Here is an 18,368-nt window from a genome sequence, read left to right as displayed (position 1 = left end):
TTAAAAGGTTAATTTATATTCGTGTAACTTCTGTCCCAATCTTTCCAGACCGGTTCGTATCCTTTACTGGAAATGACTGTTGCAATCTCGGAAGCCGAACGTTCATCACTGATCTCAAATTGCTCCAGGGATTGTGGATCAACGATATAGCCGCCTGGATTGGTTTTAGAACCGGCACTCATACTGGTAATTCCAATTGGTATAATATTGTCGCGAAATTTTTCGTTTTCACGAGTTGACATAGAGATTTCTAAGTCTTCATTCCACAAACGATAAGCACAAATGAGCTGGGTTAAGTCTTTGTCATCCATGATGAAGTTGGGTTCAATGACTCCTTCAGCCGGACGTAATCTGGGGAAAGAAACCGCATATTTAGTTTGCCAATAGGTTTTCTCTAGATAATCCAGATGCAAGGCGTTGAAGAAGCTGTCTGTACGCCAGTCCTCCAATCCTAACAAAACGCCCAAGCCAATTTTATGAATACCCGCAGTTCCTACGCGATCCGGTGTTTCTAAACGAAAATCAAAGTTGGACTTTTTTCCTTTTGTATGATAGGTTTTATAAACATCACGATGATACGTTTCCTGATACACTAAAATGGAATAGATACCAGCGTTATGTAGCTGCTCGTATTCTTCTGTAGAAAGCGGCTGTACTTCTGCTGAAATGATTGAAAAGTCGTTTTTTATTTGAGCAATTGTCTTTAGGAAATAGTTAATATTTACAGTATGATTCGCTTCACCAGTCACCAACAGCACATGATCAAACCCTGTTTTTTTTAGTACCTCAATTTCTAATGCAATTTCACTTTCATTAAGTGTTTTTCTTTTGATTTTATTGTCTAAACTAAAACCACAATAGGTGCAGATGTTTTGGCATTCGTTGCTTAAATACAAAGGAGCATACATCTGAATCGTTTTGCCAAATCTTTTTTTCGTTAATTCATGTGCCTGCTGTGCCATTTGTTCTAAATAGGGTTGGGCAGCAGGTGAAATTAATACCAAGAAATCATCGAGATTGCGTTTGCTTTTAGCTAAAGTATATTCGACCTCTGATGAAGTAGTGTTGTATATTTTGGCTTTAACAGTGTCCCAATCGTAGTTGTCAAAAACCGTTTTAAATGTATCCATGTGTTATTCGAATAAAAATGCTGTCAAAGGGCTGGAAGCCATCGCTCCGTTTATCTTTTGCGCCAATTGTGCTTCATAGGCTTTTCTTCCTGCAATTACGGCTTCTCTAAAAGCCTCTGCCATCAATTTTGGATTCCCCGCAACGGCAATAGCAGTATTTACTAAAACAGCGTCTGCACCGAGCTCCATCGCTTTTGCAGCGTCTGATGGCGCGCCAATTCCAGCGTCAATAATTACTGGAACTCTGCTTTGTTCGATAATGATTTCTAAAAAATCGATGGTTTTTAATCCCTTGTTACTGCCAATAGGAGAGCCCAAAGGCATTACTGCGGCAGTTCCCACATCTTCCAAGCGTTTGCATAAAACTGGATCTGCATGAATGTAAGGTAAAACGATAAATCCCAACTTAGCAAGTTCTTCCGTAGCTTTTAAGGTTTCTATTGCATCCGGCATTAAATATTTTGGATCGGGATGAATTTCGAGTTTGAGCCAATTGGTTTCTAATGCTTCCCGAGCCAATTGTGCTGCAAAAATGGCTTCTTTAGCATTTCGAGCGCCAGAGGTGTTGGGTAAAAGATTAATTTGTGGATGTTTCAGATGTGCTAAAATGGCATCTGTTTCGGTTTCTAAATCCACACGTTTTAACGCAACAGTTACTAGTTCACTTCCTGATGCTAAAATAGCTTCTTCCATCTGTTGATTGGAACCGAATTTTCCTGTGCCTAAAAACAATCGGGAATTGAAGATTTTATCTCCTATTTTAAATATTGACGTTGGCATATAATTTTTCGTTTAACTGATTAATAAGGTGCATAGGATTCTGGCTTTTTGTAATTAAGCCGGAAACCGCAATACCGTGAATACCGGTTTCTAATAAAGGTTCGACATCATCAAGTTTGATGCCTCCAATCGCATAAACAGGAATCGCAAGATTGTGTTCTTTAATTTTTTCGAGGATAGTTCGATATCCTTCTATTCCAAGGATAGGACTTAAATTTTGTTTGGTCTTTGTAAAACGGAATGGACCTAGTCCGATATAGTCGCATCCTTCGACTGTTTTGTTTAGAATTTCTTCAAAAGTGTTTGCTGTAGCCCCAATAATTTTTGTTGTGCCTAAAATATTTCGTGCTTCCTGAATACTCATGTCATTCAAGCCTAGATGTACTCCATCTGCTGCGATTTGTTGTGCTAATTGTACATTGTCATTGACGATGAAATTGGCGAGATATTCACTGCATATTATTTTCACTGCTTCCGCCAAAGTATAGGCGTCGTGAATATTGTTAGTTTTGAATCGCATTTGAATCCAGTCGCAACCGTTGTCCAAAGCCTGATGGATGTTGTATAATTGCGCGTCAATTGTTTTTCCCTGCGAAATGTATTGTAATTTATTATACATAATGGTATCCTAGTTTAGTTTGATTGGATTGTAAGTAGGTTTCTATATATTTTTTTGCATTACAGCAAGCTGTTTTCAGGTCTTGTTCTAAAGCGATGTTCGCTGTAATGGACGATGATAATACACAGCCGGAACCATGCTTTTCGCTAGTCAGAGTGTCATTTGGAGCAAGCCTGAAGATTTCATTTCCGGTGTATAAATAATCTATACCAACTGCAAATGGATTATGGCCTCCTTTGAGTAAAGTAGGACAATATTTTGAAAGTTGCAGCGCAATCAGTACTGGATTTTTTTCTCTTGAAGACAGTTGTAAGATCTCATTATAATTGGGCGTTATTAAATTTATTTCTTTCAATATTTCAATTAAAATAGTTTGATTTTTAATGTTTATAAAATCAAATTCGGTACTGGATTTTAGGACCGTATCCCAAATTATTTTTGTTTGAGGCGAAAGCTTTTTGACAAGTAAAACAATTTCTTTTAAATAATCCAATGAAGGGATAATTCCAATTTTTACTGCTTTGATGCTATAGTGGTGGAATAATTTTTCCACTGATTTTAAAACAAAAGTCAAGTCAGTCCATTGCATTTCGAAGAACTCGTTTTCAGTTTGGATGGTATTGCCAGTATTGATTGCAAAACCATAAACGCGATGTTGCTCGAATGTTTTCGCATCCGCCAAAATTCCTGCACCTCCTGAGGGATCGAACCCAGCAATGGTTAATACGAAAGGTCTATTTTTTGGCATAATTTAAAATTTTCTATTGGATTATTACTGTTCCAAATGGTTCCTAAAAGTGCCACGTCATCAAAGCCATATTCTAATGCAGTTTTGATTTTCTCTGGTGTAATTCCGCCTACTGCAACCAATGCAGTTTTATTGTTCTTTCGCTGTTTCAGTTCCATTCTAAAGTCAAGATTTGAAACGTAATTTGGTTTTGAAATGCTTTCGAAAACTGGTCCCAAAAAGGCATAATCAAAAGCATTGGATAGTTTTTCAAAAGCAGCCATATTGTGAATGGATGTTGAGAGTTTAAACGCTCGTTCTTTCCATTTTTTCAGACGTTCTTCTAAGGTTTCGTTTCTCATTTTTTCTGTAAAATGAATACGAGTAATTCCAAAATCTTGTGCTAATTGATGGTGATGATGTAAAATCAATCGATTGTTATATTCCGATCCTATTTCAAATAAATATGTTTTCATTTCATCTTCAGTAAAGAAAGGTTTTCTGACGTGAAACAATAACAACTCCTCACTGAAAAGCGAATGAATGAATTTGATTTCATTTTTAAAAGTAGTAGGATTGGATATAACTATCATTTGTTTTTAGCTATAGATCTCTTTGCCGCTTTCTACAAATTCTTGTGACTTCTCTTTCATGCCTTTCTCTGCTTCAGCCACATCACGTATTTCCTGAGAAATTTTCATAGAACAGAATTTTGGCCCGCACATCGAACAAAAATGAGCTACTTTGGCTCCGTCTGCCGGTAATGTTTCATCATGGAATTCACGAGCAGTGTCGGGGTCTAATGACAAGTTGAATTGATCTTCCCAACGGAATTCAAAACGAGCTTTGCTCAATGCATTGTCACGGTATTGTGATCCTGGATGTCCCTTGGCTAAATCAGCGGCATGAGCAGCGATTTTATACGTAATGACACCGTCTTTTACGTCTTTTTTGTTGGGCAGTCCAAGGTGCTCTTTTGGTGTAACATAGCACAACATGGCACATCCGTACCAACCAATCATAGCCGCACCAATGGCGGAGGTAATGTGATCGTAACCGGGTGCAATATCAGTGGTTAGTGGTCCTAAAGTATAAAAAGGAGCTTCATCACAATGTTCTAATTGTTTTTCCATATTTTCCTTAATCATGTGCATTGGTACGTGTCCAGGACCTTCAATAAATACTTGAACATCGTGTTTCCATGCAATTTTTGTTAGTTCGCCTAAGGTTTCTAATTCAGCAAATTGTGCAGCATCATTTGCGTCGGCAATAGATCCCGGGCGTAAACCGTCGCCTAATGAAAATGCCACATCATATTGTTTCATTATTTCACAAATTTCTTCAAAATGGGTATATAGAAAGTTTTCTTTGTGGTGAAACAAACACCATTTGGCCATGATGGAACCACCGCGAGAAACAATTCCAGTAACACGTTCTGCAGTCAAATGAATGTAACGCAGTAGCACTCCAGCGTGAATAGTAAAATAGGAAACACCTTGTTCTGCCTGTTCGATTAAAGTATCTCGATAGACTTCCCAAGTTAAATCTTCGGCAATGCCATTTACTTTTTCCAAAGCTTGATAGATCGGGACAGTTCCAATCGGAACAGGTGAATTTCGGATGATCCATTCTCTTGTTTCGTGAATGTTTTTTCCAGTTGATAAATCCATAATCGTATCAGCTCCCCAACGACAAGCCCAAACTGCTTTTTCTACTTCCTCTTCTATAGTGGACGTTACAGCGCTATTTCCAATGTTAGCATTAATTTTCACCAAAAAATTACGTCCCACAATCATTGGTTCGCTTTCTGGATGGTTGATATTGTTTGGAATAATAGCACGGCCTCTGGCTACTTCACTGCGTACAAATTCAGGTGTTATTTTGGTTTTTGGAGTATTCGCTCCGTAGCTATTACCAGAGTGCTGGCATTGCATTGCTTTTGTTTGCTCGTGTATTAACTCCAGACGTTGGTTTTCACGAATGGCAATGTATTCCATTTCCGGGGTGATGATTCCTTGTTTTGCGTAATATAATTGGGACACATTAGCTCCTTTTTTGGCACGCATAGGTTTGTGTAAATATTCAAAACGTAGGTCGTTTAGTTTTTCGTCATTCAAACGCTTTTTTCCATATTCAGAAGATATTTCAGTTAATTCTTCGACGTCATGGCGATCCAAAATCCATTGTTCACGAATGCGAGGCAATCCTTTTCGGATGTTAATTTCGATATTTGGATCGGTGAAAGGACCGGAAGTGTCGTAAACCGTTACCGGAGGATTTTTTTCTATTCGGCCATTGGATAATTTGGTGTCTGCCAATGCGATTTCGCGCATCGCTACTTTTATGGGATGAATAGTTCCTTCTACGTATATTTTTGTAGAATTGGGAAAAGGAGTTCTTGAGATTTTTTCTTCGTTATTCATTGGTTTGAAGTTTAATGTTCTGTGAATGCTTGTGTTGTACTAGGGTTAGCAGTGGAACGGCGTAAAGAGGAAAGCCAAATGCAAACAAGGATTAGAAAAGCGACCGGATCGGAAGCTTGACGAAGACTTTTTTTATGGTTTTTCCTCGGGTGGCGTGGGAAGGATAGCTCGCCTGAGCAGCCCAATTAACCTCCTTGAGTCGCTGAAATGATGAGAATGTTGTCGGTTTCTTTTATAGGATGGAAGTTCCAGTCAGATTTTGGAATAACGGTGTTATTAATCGCTAGGGCAATTCCGTTTTGTTTGACAGGAATTTCCAAGTCAAGAAGTTCCTGAACAGTTAGACTGTTAGTTGCAAATTGTTTTTTTTGATTGTTGATTTTCAGCTCCATTCCTTTTGAGTTTAGTATATAGTTATACTTTAGGAATGGCTGCAAGGGCACATAAAATGTGCGCGGAAGTCATCTTACTTTTCCCTACGCTAGTATGAACTAGATCAGGTTCAGAGGGTAATTCTCAGCCTACAATGTGTAGACACCCCTAAAGTGTGGGACAAAAGTAGGATATTATTTAATACAGAATTCTGAAATTTTAAAAAAAAATAAAACTTTTCGAATCTGTTTTGTTATTGATTTTTAAAAGTTACTGCTTTTTCCAGCAATCTTCTATGTGATCGTCAACCATTCCAGTCGCTTGCATATGCGCGTAAACTACGGTTGAGCCCACAAATTTAAACCCGCGTTTTTTTAGATTTTTGCTAATAGCATCAGAAAGGGGAGTGGTGGCCGGAACTTCTTTTAGCGTTTGCCGCTTGTTGTTTATTGGTTTTCCTTCAGTGAATTCCCAAATATATTTGCTAAAACTGCCAAATTCATCCTGTACTTTCATAAAAGCAATTGCATTAGAAACTGCAGCGCGAATTTTTAATTGATTCCGAATGATTCCCGCATCTTGAAGTAATTCCTGAATTTTATCTTCTGTATAAGCCGAAACTTTTTTATAGTCAAAATCATCAAAAGCTAATCGGAAGTTTTCTCTCTTTTTCAAGATTGTAATCCAACTTAATCCAGCTTGAAAGGTTTCCAAGATTAAGAATTCAAATAATTTTTGATCATCATATACGGGAACTCCCCATTCTTCATCATGGTATTTTTCGTAAATATCAATTCCAACACACCATTTACATCTTCTTTTATCTTCCATAATTATTTGATTTCTTCTGATAAGTATTTCTTTATTATATAGTGTCCCAAATAGATTAAAGGGGTCAGTAAAATTGCTATTCCTAATTTAAATGTATAGCCTGTTAGGGCCGAACTTATAAAGGTGTTAAAGTTGATTTTTCCTGGTAACCAAAATGCAATTCCTAACACAATAAAGGAATCGAATAACTGGGAAATTATGGTGGAACCTGTCGCTCTCAGCCATATTTTTTTATTTCCTGTGCGGTTTTTAAAGAACCAAAAAACGGTTACATCAATCAATTGTGAAATTAGAAAGGCAGTGATACTTCCAACAATAATCCACATACTTTGCCCAAAAACAGCATAAAATTGATCGTCATTAACCGGGCTTATGCCTTTAGCAGCTGGAATGCTTATCGCCAAAAGTAAAATGATAAAAGCATAAGCAATCAAACAAGCCGTGATTAAGGATAGTCTTTTAACACCTTTTTCTCCAAAGTATTCATTGATTAAATCTGTTGTTAAAAAAACGATTGGCCAAGGTAAAATGCCGATACTCATTACAAATGGGCCAATTTGTATCAGTTTTCCTCCGATTAATTCTGCTGTGACAGCATTGGTAATAAAGATTCCGGCCAGGATAACAAATACAAGCTCTTTTTTGGTTTTAAACATAAGAAATAATTAGTACTCAAATTTAGTATTTTATTTGTTTTTTACCAAAGCGAGAATTATATAATAAAAAAATCCCATCTTGTTTTACAACAAAATGGGATTTAATATTTTATGAAATCTAAAAATTAGATTATCCTAATGCAGCTCTTTTGAAACCGGTAACGATAAGATCTTTATCTAAAGATTTAGCATAAGCAGCAACGCTCATTTTATTGTCTTTAATGTAATCTTGGTTTACTAAAGTGTTATCTTTAAAGAAACGAGCTAATTTACCTTTAGCGATATTGTCTAGCATTGCTTCTGGTTTTCCTTCTTGACGTAGGATATCTTTAGCTATTTCTATTTCTTTTTCGATAGTTTCTGCGTCAACACCACTTTCGTCTAATGCGATAGGTGACATAGCAGCAGCCTGCATAGCGATGTTTCTTGCTACTTCATCAGCACCTTCTATTTTTGAAGATAAAGCAACTAAAGTAGCGATTTTGTTTCCAGAGTGAATGTAAGATCCGATAAAAGCACCTTCTAATTTTTCGAAAGTTCTAATTTCTAGTTTTTCACCGATAACTCCAGTTTGTTCGATTAATTTATCAGCAACGGTTACTCCATTGAAGTCAGCTGCTAAAAATGATTCTTTGTTGTCAAAATTCAATGCTAAATTAGCCATTTCAGTAGCCATTTTTACAAAGCTTTCATTCATTCCTACGAAGTCAGTCTCACAATTCAATGTGATAACAACACCAGCAGTTTTGTCAGTATTTACAACAGCAATTGCAGCACCTTCTGTAGATTCTCTATCAGAACGGTTTGCAGCTACTTTTTGTCCTTTTTTACGTAAGTTTTCGATCGCTAAATCAAAATCTCCGTCTGCTTCAACCAAAGCTTTTTTGCAGTCCATCATTCCTGCACCAGTGATTGTTCTTAATTTATTTACGTCTGCAGCAGTAATTGTTGCCATGTTGTATTATTTTTTAAGGTTAAAAGTAAAAAATTCCAAGTGTTAAATCCAATTTCCAATTTTATTAAATTATCAACTTTAGGTTTCTAATTTTTTATGGAGAGGAATTTAAAACTTGGAATTTAAGTGTTTATTTATTCTTCAGTTGCAGTTGGAGCAGCCGCTTCTACAGCAGGAGCAGCTTCTACAGCTTCAGCAGCAGGAGCAACAACTTCAGCAGTAGCTTCACCTTCTTTGTCAGAACCTCTATCAGAAAGTCCTTCAACAATTGCAGCCGTAACTAAAGATAAAATTTTATCAATTGATTTAGAAGCATCATCGTTAGATGGGATTACGTATTCAACCTCTCTTGGGTCAGAATTTGTATCCACCATTGCGAAAACTGGAATGTTTAATTTTTGAGCTTCTTTTATTGCGATATGTTCCGCTTTGATATCAACTACGAACAATGCAGCTGGTAGTCTAGACATGTCAGCGATTGAACCTAAATTTTTCTCTAATTTAGCACGAAGACGATCAACTTGTAAACGCTCTTTTTTAGAAAGGGTCATGAATGTACCATCTTTCTTCATCTTATCAATAGTAGCCATTTTTTTAACAGCTTTACGGATAGTTACGAAGTTAGTTAGCATTCCACCAGGCCATCTTTCAGTGATGTAAGGCATGTTTGCAGCTTTTGCTTTTTCAGCAACGATATCTTTTGCTTGTTTTTTGGTAGCAACGAATAATATTTTTCTACCTGATGCAGCGATTTTTTTCAAAGCTTCATTAGCTTCTTCGATTTTTGCTGCAGTTTTATATAGATTGATAATGTGAATACCATTACGCTCCATATAAATGTAAGGAGCCATATTTGGATCCCATTTTCTAGTCATGTGTCCGAAGTGAACACCTGCTTCTAGTAATTCTTTTACTTCTACTTTGTTTGCCATTTTGTTCTAGTTTACGTTCTGTTGATTAGCAATGAATAAATGGCGATTTCTCGGCTTTATACATTTAGATGCTAAACTATTTCCTACCTCGGTAGGAGAGCAACAACAACTTTGTTTTTTAAATTCAATAATAAATGAACGATGTCTTGTCCGATTTGAACAAGACAGGTAATATTAACGTTTAGAGAATTGGAATCTCTTACGAGCTTTCTTCTGACCGAATTTCTTACGTTCAACCATTCTTGGATCTCTTGTCAATAAACCTTCTGGTTTCAAGATAGCTCTGTTTTCAGCATTTACTTCACACATAACACGTGCTAATGCCATTCTTACAGCCTCTGCTTGACCAGTTGAACCACCACCGTAAACATTAACTTTTACGTCAAAGTTGCTTACATTTTCTGTCATAGACATAGGTTGTAACACTTTGTACTGTAAAGTTGCAGTTGGGAAGTATGTTTCGAATGCTTTTTTGTTTACAGTGATTACTCCTGTTCCTTCTGAAACGTAAACACGTGCAACAGCGGTTTTTCTTCTACCGATTTTGTGAATAACTCCCATTACTTAAGATCGTTAAGGTTAACTGTTTTAGGTTTTTGAGCGCCTTGTTTGTGCTCTGATCCTACAACAACATTTAAATTTCTAAAAAGTTCAGCCCCTAATTTATTTTTAGGTAACATCCCTTTTATTGCTTTTTCAACTAGTAATGCAGGATTCTTAGCTTGCAATACTTTAGCAGTTAAAGTTCTTTGACCTCCTGGGTAACCAGTGTGACGGATGTATGTTTTTTCATCCATTTTGTTACCTGTAAGGTTAATTTTTTCTGAGTTGATAACGATTACGTTATCTCCGCAGTCCACGTGTGGTGTGTAACTTGGTTTGTACTTACCTCTCAAAATCATAGCGACTTTTGAAGCAAGACGACCTAAGTTATGACCATCAGCATCTACAACAATCCACTCTTTTGTAACTGTGGCTTTGCTTGCTGATTGTGTCTTGTAGCTTAATGCGTCCATAATATTTTTTTAATTAAACATTCCATCCCCGATAAAGGGGTTGCAAAAGTACAATTAATTATTTTAAATACAAATAGCTTAAATGATTATTTTTTCCTTGTTTTTGCTCTGATAATCAAATGTATATTTAGATTAAATTTAAGATATGTTTTTTTCGAATTGTACTTATAATAGGTCTTTCAATAATTGTATTACATTTGTTGTCAAATAAAATTTGTATATTCCACTTTTGTAAACGCAGTTTTTGCATTACGAAATAACTATTTTGTTTAAGAAACACAATTATAAATCTATTTTAAATTGGCCTTTTTTTTTATAATCATTAAAAAGCAATAAATTCCGACCTATGAAAGCTAAAGCAACTTTAAAACAAATTGCAAAAGAACTAAATGTTTCTGTTTCTACAGTTTCAAAAGCACTTAATGATAGTCCTGAAATTAGTGAATTAACAAAAATTAAAATCAAAGAATACGCAAAACTCAAAAATTATAAACCAAATATTATTGGTTTAAATCTTAAGAACAGAAAAACAAAAACGATTGGGGTAATTATTCCTAATATTTTGAATTCTTTTTTTGCGAAGGTATTTAGCGGAATTGAAAAAATTGCTGATAAAAAAGGATATAATGTAATAATGTGTATCTCTAATGAATCCTTAGAAAAAGAAGCACATACTCTTGAAATGTTAAGTAATGGAACTATTGACGGATTTATTTTGTCTGTTTCAGAAGAAGCCCAAAAACTTCATGAATACAATCATTTCAAAGAAATTATTAACGATGGTACTCCTATAGTTATGTTTGATAGAATTGCTGAAGGCGTAGAATGTGATAAAGTAATAGTTGATGATTTCGATTCGGCTTTAAATTCTACACAGCGTTTGATAGATTTGGGTTGTAAAAATATTGCTTTATTTTCCTCTGTGGATAATTTAAGTGTTGGGAAGTTAAGAGCTGAGGGATATCTTAAGGCATTGGAGAAAAATAATATACCTGTAAATGAAAGTTTAATTATCCGAACAGATTCTGAGGACGATTTGAAAGATAGGATTAAAGCCGTTTTTGATAATAATAAAATTGATGGAATATTTGCTTTGGATGAAAACGATTCTGTAGCTGCATTACGTATTGCTATTAAAAAAGGGTATAAAGTGCCGGAAGAAATTTCTATTATAGGATTTGCGGATGGGATACTTGCTTCCAGAAGATTGTCTCCAAGTTTAACTACCGTAAGTCAGCATGGTATAGAAATAGGTGAAGTAGCAGCCAAACTTCTTATAGATAGATTAGAATCGAAAGAAGAGGATCTTCCTTACGAAACGGTTGTGATAAAGACAAAGTTGAAAGAAAGAGAGTCAACGAGGAAAGTGTAGTTAAAAATCCTTTTTTTTACAAATGATTGAAAGAATGAGCTGTTAAGGCACTATATAATCTGCCGGCAGAAAATTGTAAAAAGGTGTCTCATTGAAAATTCTAATTTTAACAATATCTCATTTTTACTACAAACTATTTAAATAGAAACTCCCTTTGCAAATTACTTGTAAAGGGAGTTTTATAGTTTTTAATGTGATTTCGCTGAAGTAAGTGTATTTAATGTGCTGACAGCCAGTCTTTACCGGCGCCTAAATCGACATCTAAAGGTACGTCAAGTTTAAAGGCATTTTCCATTTCGTGTTTTATCATTGGTTTGATTTTTTCGAGTTCACTATTGTGCACATCAAAGACAAGCTCATCATGCACCTGCAATAGCATTTTACTTTTCCAGTTTTCGGATGTTAGTTTTTTATGAATGTTAATCATAGCTATTTTGATAATATCGGCAGCACTTCCTTGTATTGGAGCATTTACTGCATTTCTTTCAGAAGCACCACGGACTACTGCATTGGCTGAATTGATGTCTTTTAAATAGCGACGTCGACCTAAAATAGTCTGAACATAGCCATTTTCTCTGGCATATTCAATCTGCTCTTGGATGTACGATTTTAATCGGGGATATGTTTGATAATATGCTTCAATCAAAGCCGCGCTTTCGCTTCTTGATAAGGATGTTTGATTGCTCAAACCAAAAGCTGAAACGCCATAAATAATGCCGAAATTTACTGTTTTTGCATGGCTTCGTTGTTCTCTTGTTACTTCGTCCAGTGGAACATTGAACACTTTCGAAGCGGTTGATCTGTGAATATCTTCGTGATTCTTAAAGGCGGCAATCATATTTTCTTCACCGCTTAATGCTGCAATAATACGAAGTTCTATTTGAGAGTAATCGGCAGAAACGATAGTGTGATCTTCGTCTTTTGCGACAAATGCTTTTCTGATTTGTCGACCACGTTCGGTGCGAATAGGAATGTTCTGTAAGTTTGGATTATTAGAGCTCAAACGACCGGTTGCTGCCACAGTTTGCATATAATCGGTATGTATTCGCTTCGTAATTTTGTCAACTTGGTTTGGTAAAGCATCAATGTAGGTGTTTTGCAGTTTTATAAACTGACGCCAGTCGAGAATGTCTTTGACAATTGGATAATCGGTAGCTAAATAACTCAAGATTTCCTCTCCGGTGGCATATTGGCCTGTTTTGGTTTTCTTTTGTTTAAGTCCTCCAATTTTTAATTTATCGAATAATATATCTCCCAATTGTTTTGGAGAAGCCAAATTGAATTTCTCGCCCGCAGTTTCGTAAATGCTTTTTTCTAAAGCTTTAATATCGTCATCTAATGTTTTTGAAAGGGATTTCAAGAAATCAACATCCACACGTATCCCTTCCTTTTCCATATCTGCCAAGACTTTTACTAACGGAATTTCGATTTCGTCAAAAAGCTTTTTGGTGCCCGTTTTGTCTAATTCCAGAGTAAAAATTTCTTTCAGTTGTAAAGTGACATCGGCATCTTCAACGGCATATTCCTTAATTTCTTCCAGTTCAACTTCACGCATGGGTTTCTGGTTTTTGCCTTTTTTTCCAATTAAATTTTCAATAGATTTTGGGGAGTATTTCAAATAAGTTTCCGCTAAAATATCCATGTTATGACGCATATCTGGATTAATAAGATAATGTGCAATCATGGTGTCGAATAATTTTCCTTCTACTTTAATATCGTAATTAGAAAGAATTTTTAAATCGTATTTTAAATTCTGTCCAATTTTTTCAATAGATTTACTCTCAAAAAAAGGAATAAATTTTTTGATTAAAGTTTGTGCTTCTTCTTGGTTTTCTGGAAATGGAACATAAAATCCTTTCCCTTTTTCATAGGAGAACGCGATTCCAACCAATTCAGCATGTAAAGCATCTAATCCTGTTGTTTCGGTGTCAAAACAAACAGCAGGTTGGTTTTGTAAATTTTGCAACAATAATTTCAGACCTAAATCACCTTGGATAATCTGATAGGAATGTTCGGTATTTTCTAATGAGTTGTAATATTGATGACGCGTTTCTTCCGAAGTTTCAGATGGAATCGTACTGCCAAAAAGATCAAATTGTTCTTCGTTTTTTGGTTGTGGCTTTTTATATAATTTGGCTTCATCAACCGGTTTGTTGGCCGTTGTTGTTCCTCCTTTTTTAAATATGGCATCAAATTGTTCGGCCATTCTGCGAAATTCCAATTCATTGAAAAGTGCATCCGTTTTTTCAACATCAGGAGTTGACAATTCGTAATCGGTTTCGTCAAAAATAACTGGGCAATCCAAAAGTATAGTGGCCAAAGTTTTAGATAATAATCCTTTTTCTTTGTTGGCTTCTATGTTTTCTTTCATTTTTCCTTTTAGCTTATCAGTATTTGCCAAAAGGTTTTCCATTGTTCCAAATTCTTTTAGTAGCTTCTTTGCAGTAACTTCGCCTACACCAGGTAATCCTGGAATATTATCGGCTGTGTCACCCATCATTCCAAGAAAATCAATTACCTGATCAGGTCTTTCGATTTCGAACTTTTCTAATACTTCAGGAATTCCCCAAATTTCAATTCCATTTCCCATTCGGGCAGGTTTGTACATGAAAATATTTTCGGAAACCAGTTGTGCGAAATCCTTATCAGGCGTTACCATAAAGACTTTGTAATTCTGTTTTTCGGCTTGCTTAGCAATCGTTCCAATTAAATCATCAGCTTCATAACCTTTGACTTCAATAATTGGAATGTGCATGGCCTTCAATAAATCTTGTATATATGGAATGGCAATTTTTATAGCTTCGGGAGTTGCATCACGATGGGCTTTATATTCCGGGAAAATATCATTTCTCAATTGACTTCCGCCATTGTCAAAAGCAACTGCCAGGTGATCTGGTCTTTCTCTTTTTATTACATCCATTAAGGAATTCATGAATCCCATAATTGCTGATGTATCCATTCCTTTAGAATTGATTCGAGGATTTTTTATAAAAGCATAGTAGCCACGAAAGATTAAAGCATAAGCATCGAGAAGGAACAATCGTTTTTGTTGTGACATAAGTGTGTTTTTGTAAAGTTTTCAAAAGTACAAAACTTGTTAGATAAAGAACAGGCAGTTTGAAATATTTCTTAGAATTCGTGGCTTAATTTATTTTGTGAAGGCAAAAAAATGCGGTATAAAAATTACTTGATAGAGAATTTTTTTGAAGAGGTATTTACATAACTATTATTATCTGAGAGAAAATGATTACTTATATTAAATTGGCGAATATTTCAAAATATATTTTGTAAGATAATAAATGCATAGTAATAAATTGAATGCATTTAATCGATTAAATATGCATTTAAACGTGATATTACGTAAATTTACTAGATGAAGTATTGCTCAATGATGTTCTTTATATTTAATCTTTTAATTCGTGTATTATGAAAAAAAATTACTCTGCAAAAATGGTTTTGCAAGCCTCCCTATTATTTTTCATGATAATAACGACAAATATGTTTGGCCAAGTGGGAATTGGAACTGTTACTCCAAATGTAAGTTCTGTTTTGGATGTGTATTCTACCACACAAGGGATGTTGACGCCTAGGATGACTACACTTCAACGGACCGCTATTGCATCTCCTGCTGATGGTCTTATAGTGTACGATACAGATCTAAAATCTTTTTGTCATTACAATTCAACTTTGTCATCCTGGAATAAGATTAGTAGCGAGGGTAATGGGAGACTAAAATTCAAAATCATTAGATCTACTGATGTTTTAGCGACTGTTTTAGCTGCTGAAAAGACTGCTGGCGGAGGTGCCAAGTACCTTTTGGATACTAACACCCTGTATGAAATCAACGGTATCGTTAATGTTGATTTGCCTATAGAATTGAATAATGCTTATCTTATCGGTATGGACGCAGGGGAAGATAAATTGATTAAGGCGTCTGGGGATCTTTTTACGGGTACTACAGGAGGTTCTGTTAAGGTGTTAACTTTGACAGCAACAAGCGGTAATGTTGTTAACGTTATAGGCACAGGGTCTATAGCAGGGGGGACCCAAACACAAAGTTTAGTTTTAAGGGATTGTATTGTCGCGAGTTCTTCTAATGTAGGTAAGATAGAAAATTTTGCATTAGCCTTTGTAAGTATTGTACAGTTTTTAGGAAATACTACTGGAATAGTGTATAAAGATATTAGTAAAGTATTATTAAGTAATGCAGCTTGGTTTGGGAATAATTCAGGAACGTATGAAGCATTTCAAGGAACTTTTGGTTTAGTTGAAAAAACTGGGGGATTTAGTGAAGTATACGGAGCTGGTATTGGTATTGATGTTTCCAGTAATCCGACAATTACAGGAGATGCGGTAGTGGAATCGGTTGTTTTTACTGGTACACTTACAACGGGACAATATGTTAAAGGGTATACAGTAGGCAGTTATACGGGCTATAATTTTAATGATAGATGGACGGTTAGATCTGGAGGAGTGCCGAATGAAGGGGATGGTGTGGCAGTGGGAGATGTGAATTTTGACTATGCCGTGGGTTCTGGTGCTTCAACTACTTTTTCAGGAGGTAGTGTTAAAACTAAACTTGCAGGAAACACTACTTCTAATAATTTATTTAGATTTTCAACGGATTCACAAAATAACAGATTAAAATATTTAGGCAAAAAGAAACGTTATTTTACCGCAAATGGTGCACTTTCATTTCAATCTTCAGCAGATAACACGACCTATATCGTCTATGTTGCTAAAAACGGTACAGTTGTCAACCAGTCAAAGGTATATGTTAGGTCAAATTCATCAAATGATGTTTTGGCTATCCCATTAGTTGCAACGGTTGAATTATCAACAAATGATTATGTCGAAATTTGGGCAGAACGTTTTGCTGGTTCGGGCTCTATGTTGACTGTTTCGTTAAATTTGTCATTATATTAATGTTGAACTGTAAACACCACTTTTATTTGATTTTTCAAGGTCATGATTAAATGGATTATTATTACAATGGCGACGATCTTCTTGTAGATTGAAAACGATGCCTACTTTAAGTCCGTTAAATTTTAATTAATTTTTTACGTTTTGTTCTACTAATCGCATGTTTGTTTCCAATTACTGTTTTTGAATTAGAAGCAATATTTTAAGTGCCTACTAAAACTAAGAGGCTATCCGAAAAACAATAGAGGGTAGTCTCTTTTTTTTATGAAGAAAATGGTATTGGTAATAAATTTGGTGTGGTTTTAGTTAAATTTTGATTAATAAAAACTCATGGTGTTTTCTTAATTTGTTATTTTGTCTAAAATTTTACAAAATGATTCTTCGCATACTATTATTATGTCTCGTCCTTCTTATTATTGAGTTTTATACTTTTCAGGTATTAAAGACTTTAATAAAATTAAAGTGGGTACTGATTTCATTTCAACTTATAAGTATACTAGTTTTAGCATACATCATTTTTTCCTTATATCAATTTGATAGAAGCGTAGGTCAAACCAGACAAATGATGGTTACAATGGGTTTGTTACTTATAGTATACGTCCCAAAATTAATTTTGACTCTCGTGTTGCTTGGAGAAGATATTTTTAGAATTGGAGCGGGTTCCGTAAATTATTTTATAGATAAGAATGATAATGTAGCTTTTTTTGCTTCAAGAAGGAAATTTGTCAGTCAGATTGGGTTAGGATTGGCAGCAGTCCCTTTTTTATCATTAATCTACGGAGTGACTATTGGTAAATACAATTATAAAGTAATCAAACAACAGATCTTTTTTCCGGATTTACCTGATGCGTTTGATGGTTTTACGATTACTCAAATATCAGATGTTCATAGCGGAAGTTTTGATAATCCAGAGAAAATAAATTATGCGATAGATTTAGTGAATGAACAAAATTCAGATATGATTTTGTTTACTGGTGATATTGTAAATACAGACGCTAAAGAAATGCATCCTTGGATTGAAACGTTCAACAGAATAAAAAGACATGAGTATGGAAAATATTCGGTTTTGGGGAATCATGATTATGGGGAGTATGTAACCTGGCCTACAGAAAAGGATAAGGAAGATAATTTTCAAGCCATAAAAAATTTATATGGTGAAATTGATTTTAAACTGTTGTTAAACGAACACACTTTTATTGAAAAAGGGGATGATAAAATAGCTTTAATTGGTGTAGAAAATTGGGGTCATAATTTTAAGAAAGCAGGAGATATAAACAAAGCTTCTCAATATGTAAAAAAAGAAGATTTTAAAATTTTGATGAGTCATGATCCTTCGCATTGGGAGCATGAAGTACAGCATCATGATAAACATTTTCACTTAACACTTTCAGGTCACACACATGGAATGCAATTTGGAATAGAAATTCCAGGTTATTTCAAATGGAGTTTGGCGCAGTATGTTTACAAGCAATGGGCGGGTTTATATGAAAATGTAGGCAGGTATGTTTATGTAAATAGAGGGTTTGGCTTTCATGCTTATCCTGGAAGGGTCGGAATAATGCCCGAAATTACTGTCATCGAACTAAAAAAAGCTAAGGATGTGGCTTAATTCGTTTAAAATGTTACATTTGT

The 18,368-nt window shown here is 35.2% G+C and carries 17 protein-coding genes and 1 riboswitch; of the genes, 3 read left to right on the top strand and 14 right to left on the bottom strand.

Annotated features, from left to right (window positions below; translation table 11 throughout):
* Positions 1–8: 8 nt before the first annotated feature.
* From thiH to rplM, 13 genes are all read right to left on the bottom strand, one after another.
* Entirely contained in the window at positions 9–1,130 is a 1,122-nt protein-coding gene (gene thiH / locus ACNQGN_RS05315) for a 2-iminoacetate synthase ThiH (protein WP_417986805.1), read from the bottom strand.
* Between the two features lie 3 nt (positions 1,131–1,133).
* Entirely contained in the window at positions 1,134–1,910 is a 777-nt protein-coding gene (locus ACNQGN_RS05310) for a thiazole synthase (protein ID WP_417986804.1), read from the bottom strand.
* Complete coding sequence (locus ACNQGN_RS05305; RefSeq protein ID WP_417986803.1) at positions 1,891–2,529, bottom strand: thiamine phosphate synthase; 639 nt, start codon at positions 2,527–2,529, stop codon at positions 1,891–1,893. The genes ACNQGN_RS05310 and ACNQGN_RS05305 overlap by 20 nt, the downstream gene beginning before the upstream one ends.
* A complete protein-coding gene (locus ACNQGN_RS05300) occupies positions 2,522–3,277 on the bottom strand; it encodes a hydroxymethylpyrimidine/phosphomethylpyrimidine kinase (RefSeq protein WP_417986802.1) in 756 nt (251 codons plus the stop codon). Before ACNQGN_RS05300 ends, ACNQGN_RS05305 begins: the two co-directional genes overlap by 8 nt.
* The gene (locus ACNQGN_RS05295) at positions 3,250–3,849 is read right to left on the bottom strand and encodes a thiamine phosphate synthase (RefSeq protein WP_417986801.1); all 600 of its coding nucleotides are present in this window, start codon (positions 3,847–3,849) and stop codon (positions 3,250–3,252) included. Before ACNQGN_RS05295 ends, ACNQGN_RS05300 begins: the two co-directional genes overlap by 28 nt.
* A gap of 6 nt (positions 3,850–3,855) precedes the next feature.
* Positions 3,856–5,679, bottom strand: coding sequence for a phosphomethylpyrimidine synthase ThiC (gene thiC, locus ACNQGN_RS05290; RefSeq protein WP_417986800.1), 1,824 nt, complete (start codon positions 5,677–5,679; stop codon positions 3,856–3,858).
* A 185-nt stretch (positions 5,680–5,864) separates the two neighbouring features.
* Positions 5,865–6,071, bottom strand: coding sequence for a sulfur carrier protein ThiS (thiS, locus tag ACNQGN_RS05285; RefSeq protein WP_417986799.1), 207 nt, complete (start codon positions 6,069–6,071; stop codon positions 5,865–5,867).
* A gap of 64 nt (positions 6,072–6,135) precedes the next feature.
* Positions 6,136–6,231, bottom strand: a riboswitch (TPP riboswitch).
* A 90-nt stretch (positions 6,232–6,321) separates the two neighbouring features.
* Entirely contained in the window at positions 6,322–6,882 is a 561-nt protein-coding gene (locus ACNQGN_RS05280; RefSeq protein ID WP_417986798.1) for a DNA-3-methyladenine glycosylase I, read from the bottom strand.
* A gap of 2 nt (positions 6,883–6,884) precedes the next feature.
* Entirely contained in the window at positions 6,885–7,538 is a 654-nt protein-coding gene (locus ACNQGN_RS05275; protein WP_417986797.1) for a queuosine precursor transporter, read from the bottom strand.
* A 130-nt stretch (positions 7,539–7,668) separates the two neighbouring features.
* On the bottom strand, positions 7,669–8,493 hold the full coding sequence (gene tsf / locus ACNQGN_RS05270) for a translation elongation factor Ts (protein ID WP_417986796.1): 825 nt from the start codon (positions 8,491–8,493) through the stop codon (positions 7,669–7,671).
* Positions 8,494–8,627: 134 nt separating this feature from the next.
* On the bottom strand, positions 8,628–9,425 hold the full coding sequence (rpsB, locus tag ACNQGN_RS05265; protein ID WP_417986795.1) for a 30S ribosomal protein S2: 798 nt from the start codon (positions 9,423–9,425) through the stop codon (positions 8,628–8,630).
* A 174-nt stretch (positions 9,426–9,599) separates the two neighbouring features.
* A complete protein-coding gene (gene rpsI / locus ACNQGN_RS05260) occupies positions 9,600–9,986 on the bottom strand; it encodes a 30S ribosomal protein S9 (protein WP_066080508.1) in 387 nt (128 codons plus the stop codon).
* The gene (rplM, locus tag ACNQGN_RS05255; protein ID WP_073204674.1) at positions 9,986–10,441 is read right to left on the bottom strand and encodes a 50S ribosomal protein L13; all 456 of its coding nucleotides are present in this window, start codon (positions 10,439–10,441) and stop codon (positions 9,986–9,988) included. The genes rpsI and rplM overlap by 1 nt, the downstream gene beginning before the upstream one ends.
* Before the next feature lie 346 nt (positions 10,442–10,787).
* Between rplM and ACNQGN_RS05250 the strand changes: the two genes are divergently transcribed.
* Positions 10,788–11,813 carry a LacI family DNA-binding transcriptional regulator gene (locus tag ACNQGN_RS05250; protein WP_417986794.1) on the top strand — a complete coding sequence of 342 codons (1,026 nt, stop codon included), beginning with the start codon at positions 10,788–10,790 and terminating at the stop codon, positions 11,811–11,813.
* A 217-nt stretch (positions 11,814–12,030) separates the two neighbouring features.
* On the opposite strand, the gene polA is transcribed toward ACNQGN_RS05250, so the two are convergent.
* Positions 12,031–14,871 carry a DNA polymerase I gene (gene polA / locus ACNQGN_RS05245; RefSeq protein WP_417986793.1) on the bottom strand — a complete coding sequence of 947 codons (2,841 nt, stop codon included), beginning with the start codon at positions 14,869–14,871 and terminating at the stop codon, positions 12,031–12,033.
* A gap of 368 nt (positions 14,872–15,239) precedes the next feature.
* On the opposite strand from polA, the gene ACNQGN_RS05240 reads away from it, so the two are divergent.
* Complete coding sequence (locus tag ACNQGN_RS05240) at positions 15,240–16,739, top strand: autotransporter outer membrane beta-barrel domain-containing protein (protein WP_417986792.1); 1,500 nt, start codon at positions 15,240–15,242, stop codon at positions 16,737–16,739.
* Between the two features lie 370 nt (positions 16,740–17,109).
* Entirely contained in the window at positions 17,110–18,345 is a 1,236-nt protein-coding gene (locus tag ACNQGN_RS05235; protein ID WP_417986791.1) for a metallophosphoesterase, read from the top strand.
* The last annotated feature ends 23 nt before the right edge of the window (positions 18,346–18,368 follow it).

This window comes from Flavobacterium rhamnosi, assembly GCF_048286515.1.
In the GTDB taxonomy this organism is placed as follows: domain Bacteria; phylum Bacteroidota; class Bacteroidia; order Flavobacteriales; family Flavobacteriaceae; genus Flavobacterium.
The sequence above is the reverse complement of the archived record's forward strand: the minus strand, read 5'-3'. Positions and strand labels throughout refer to the sequence as shown.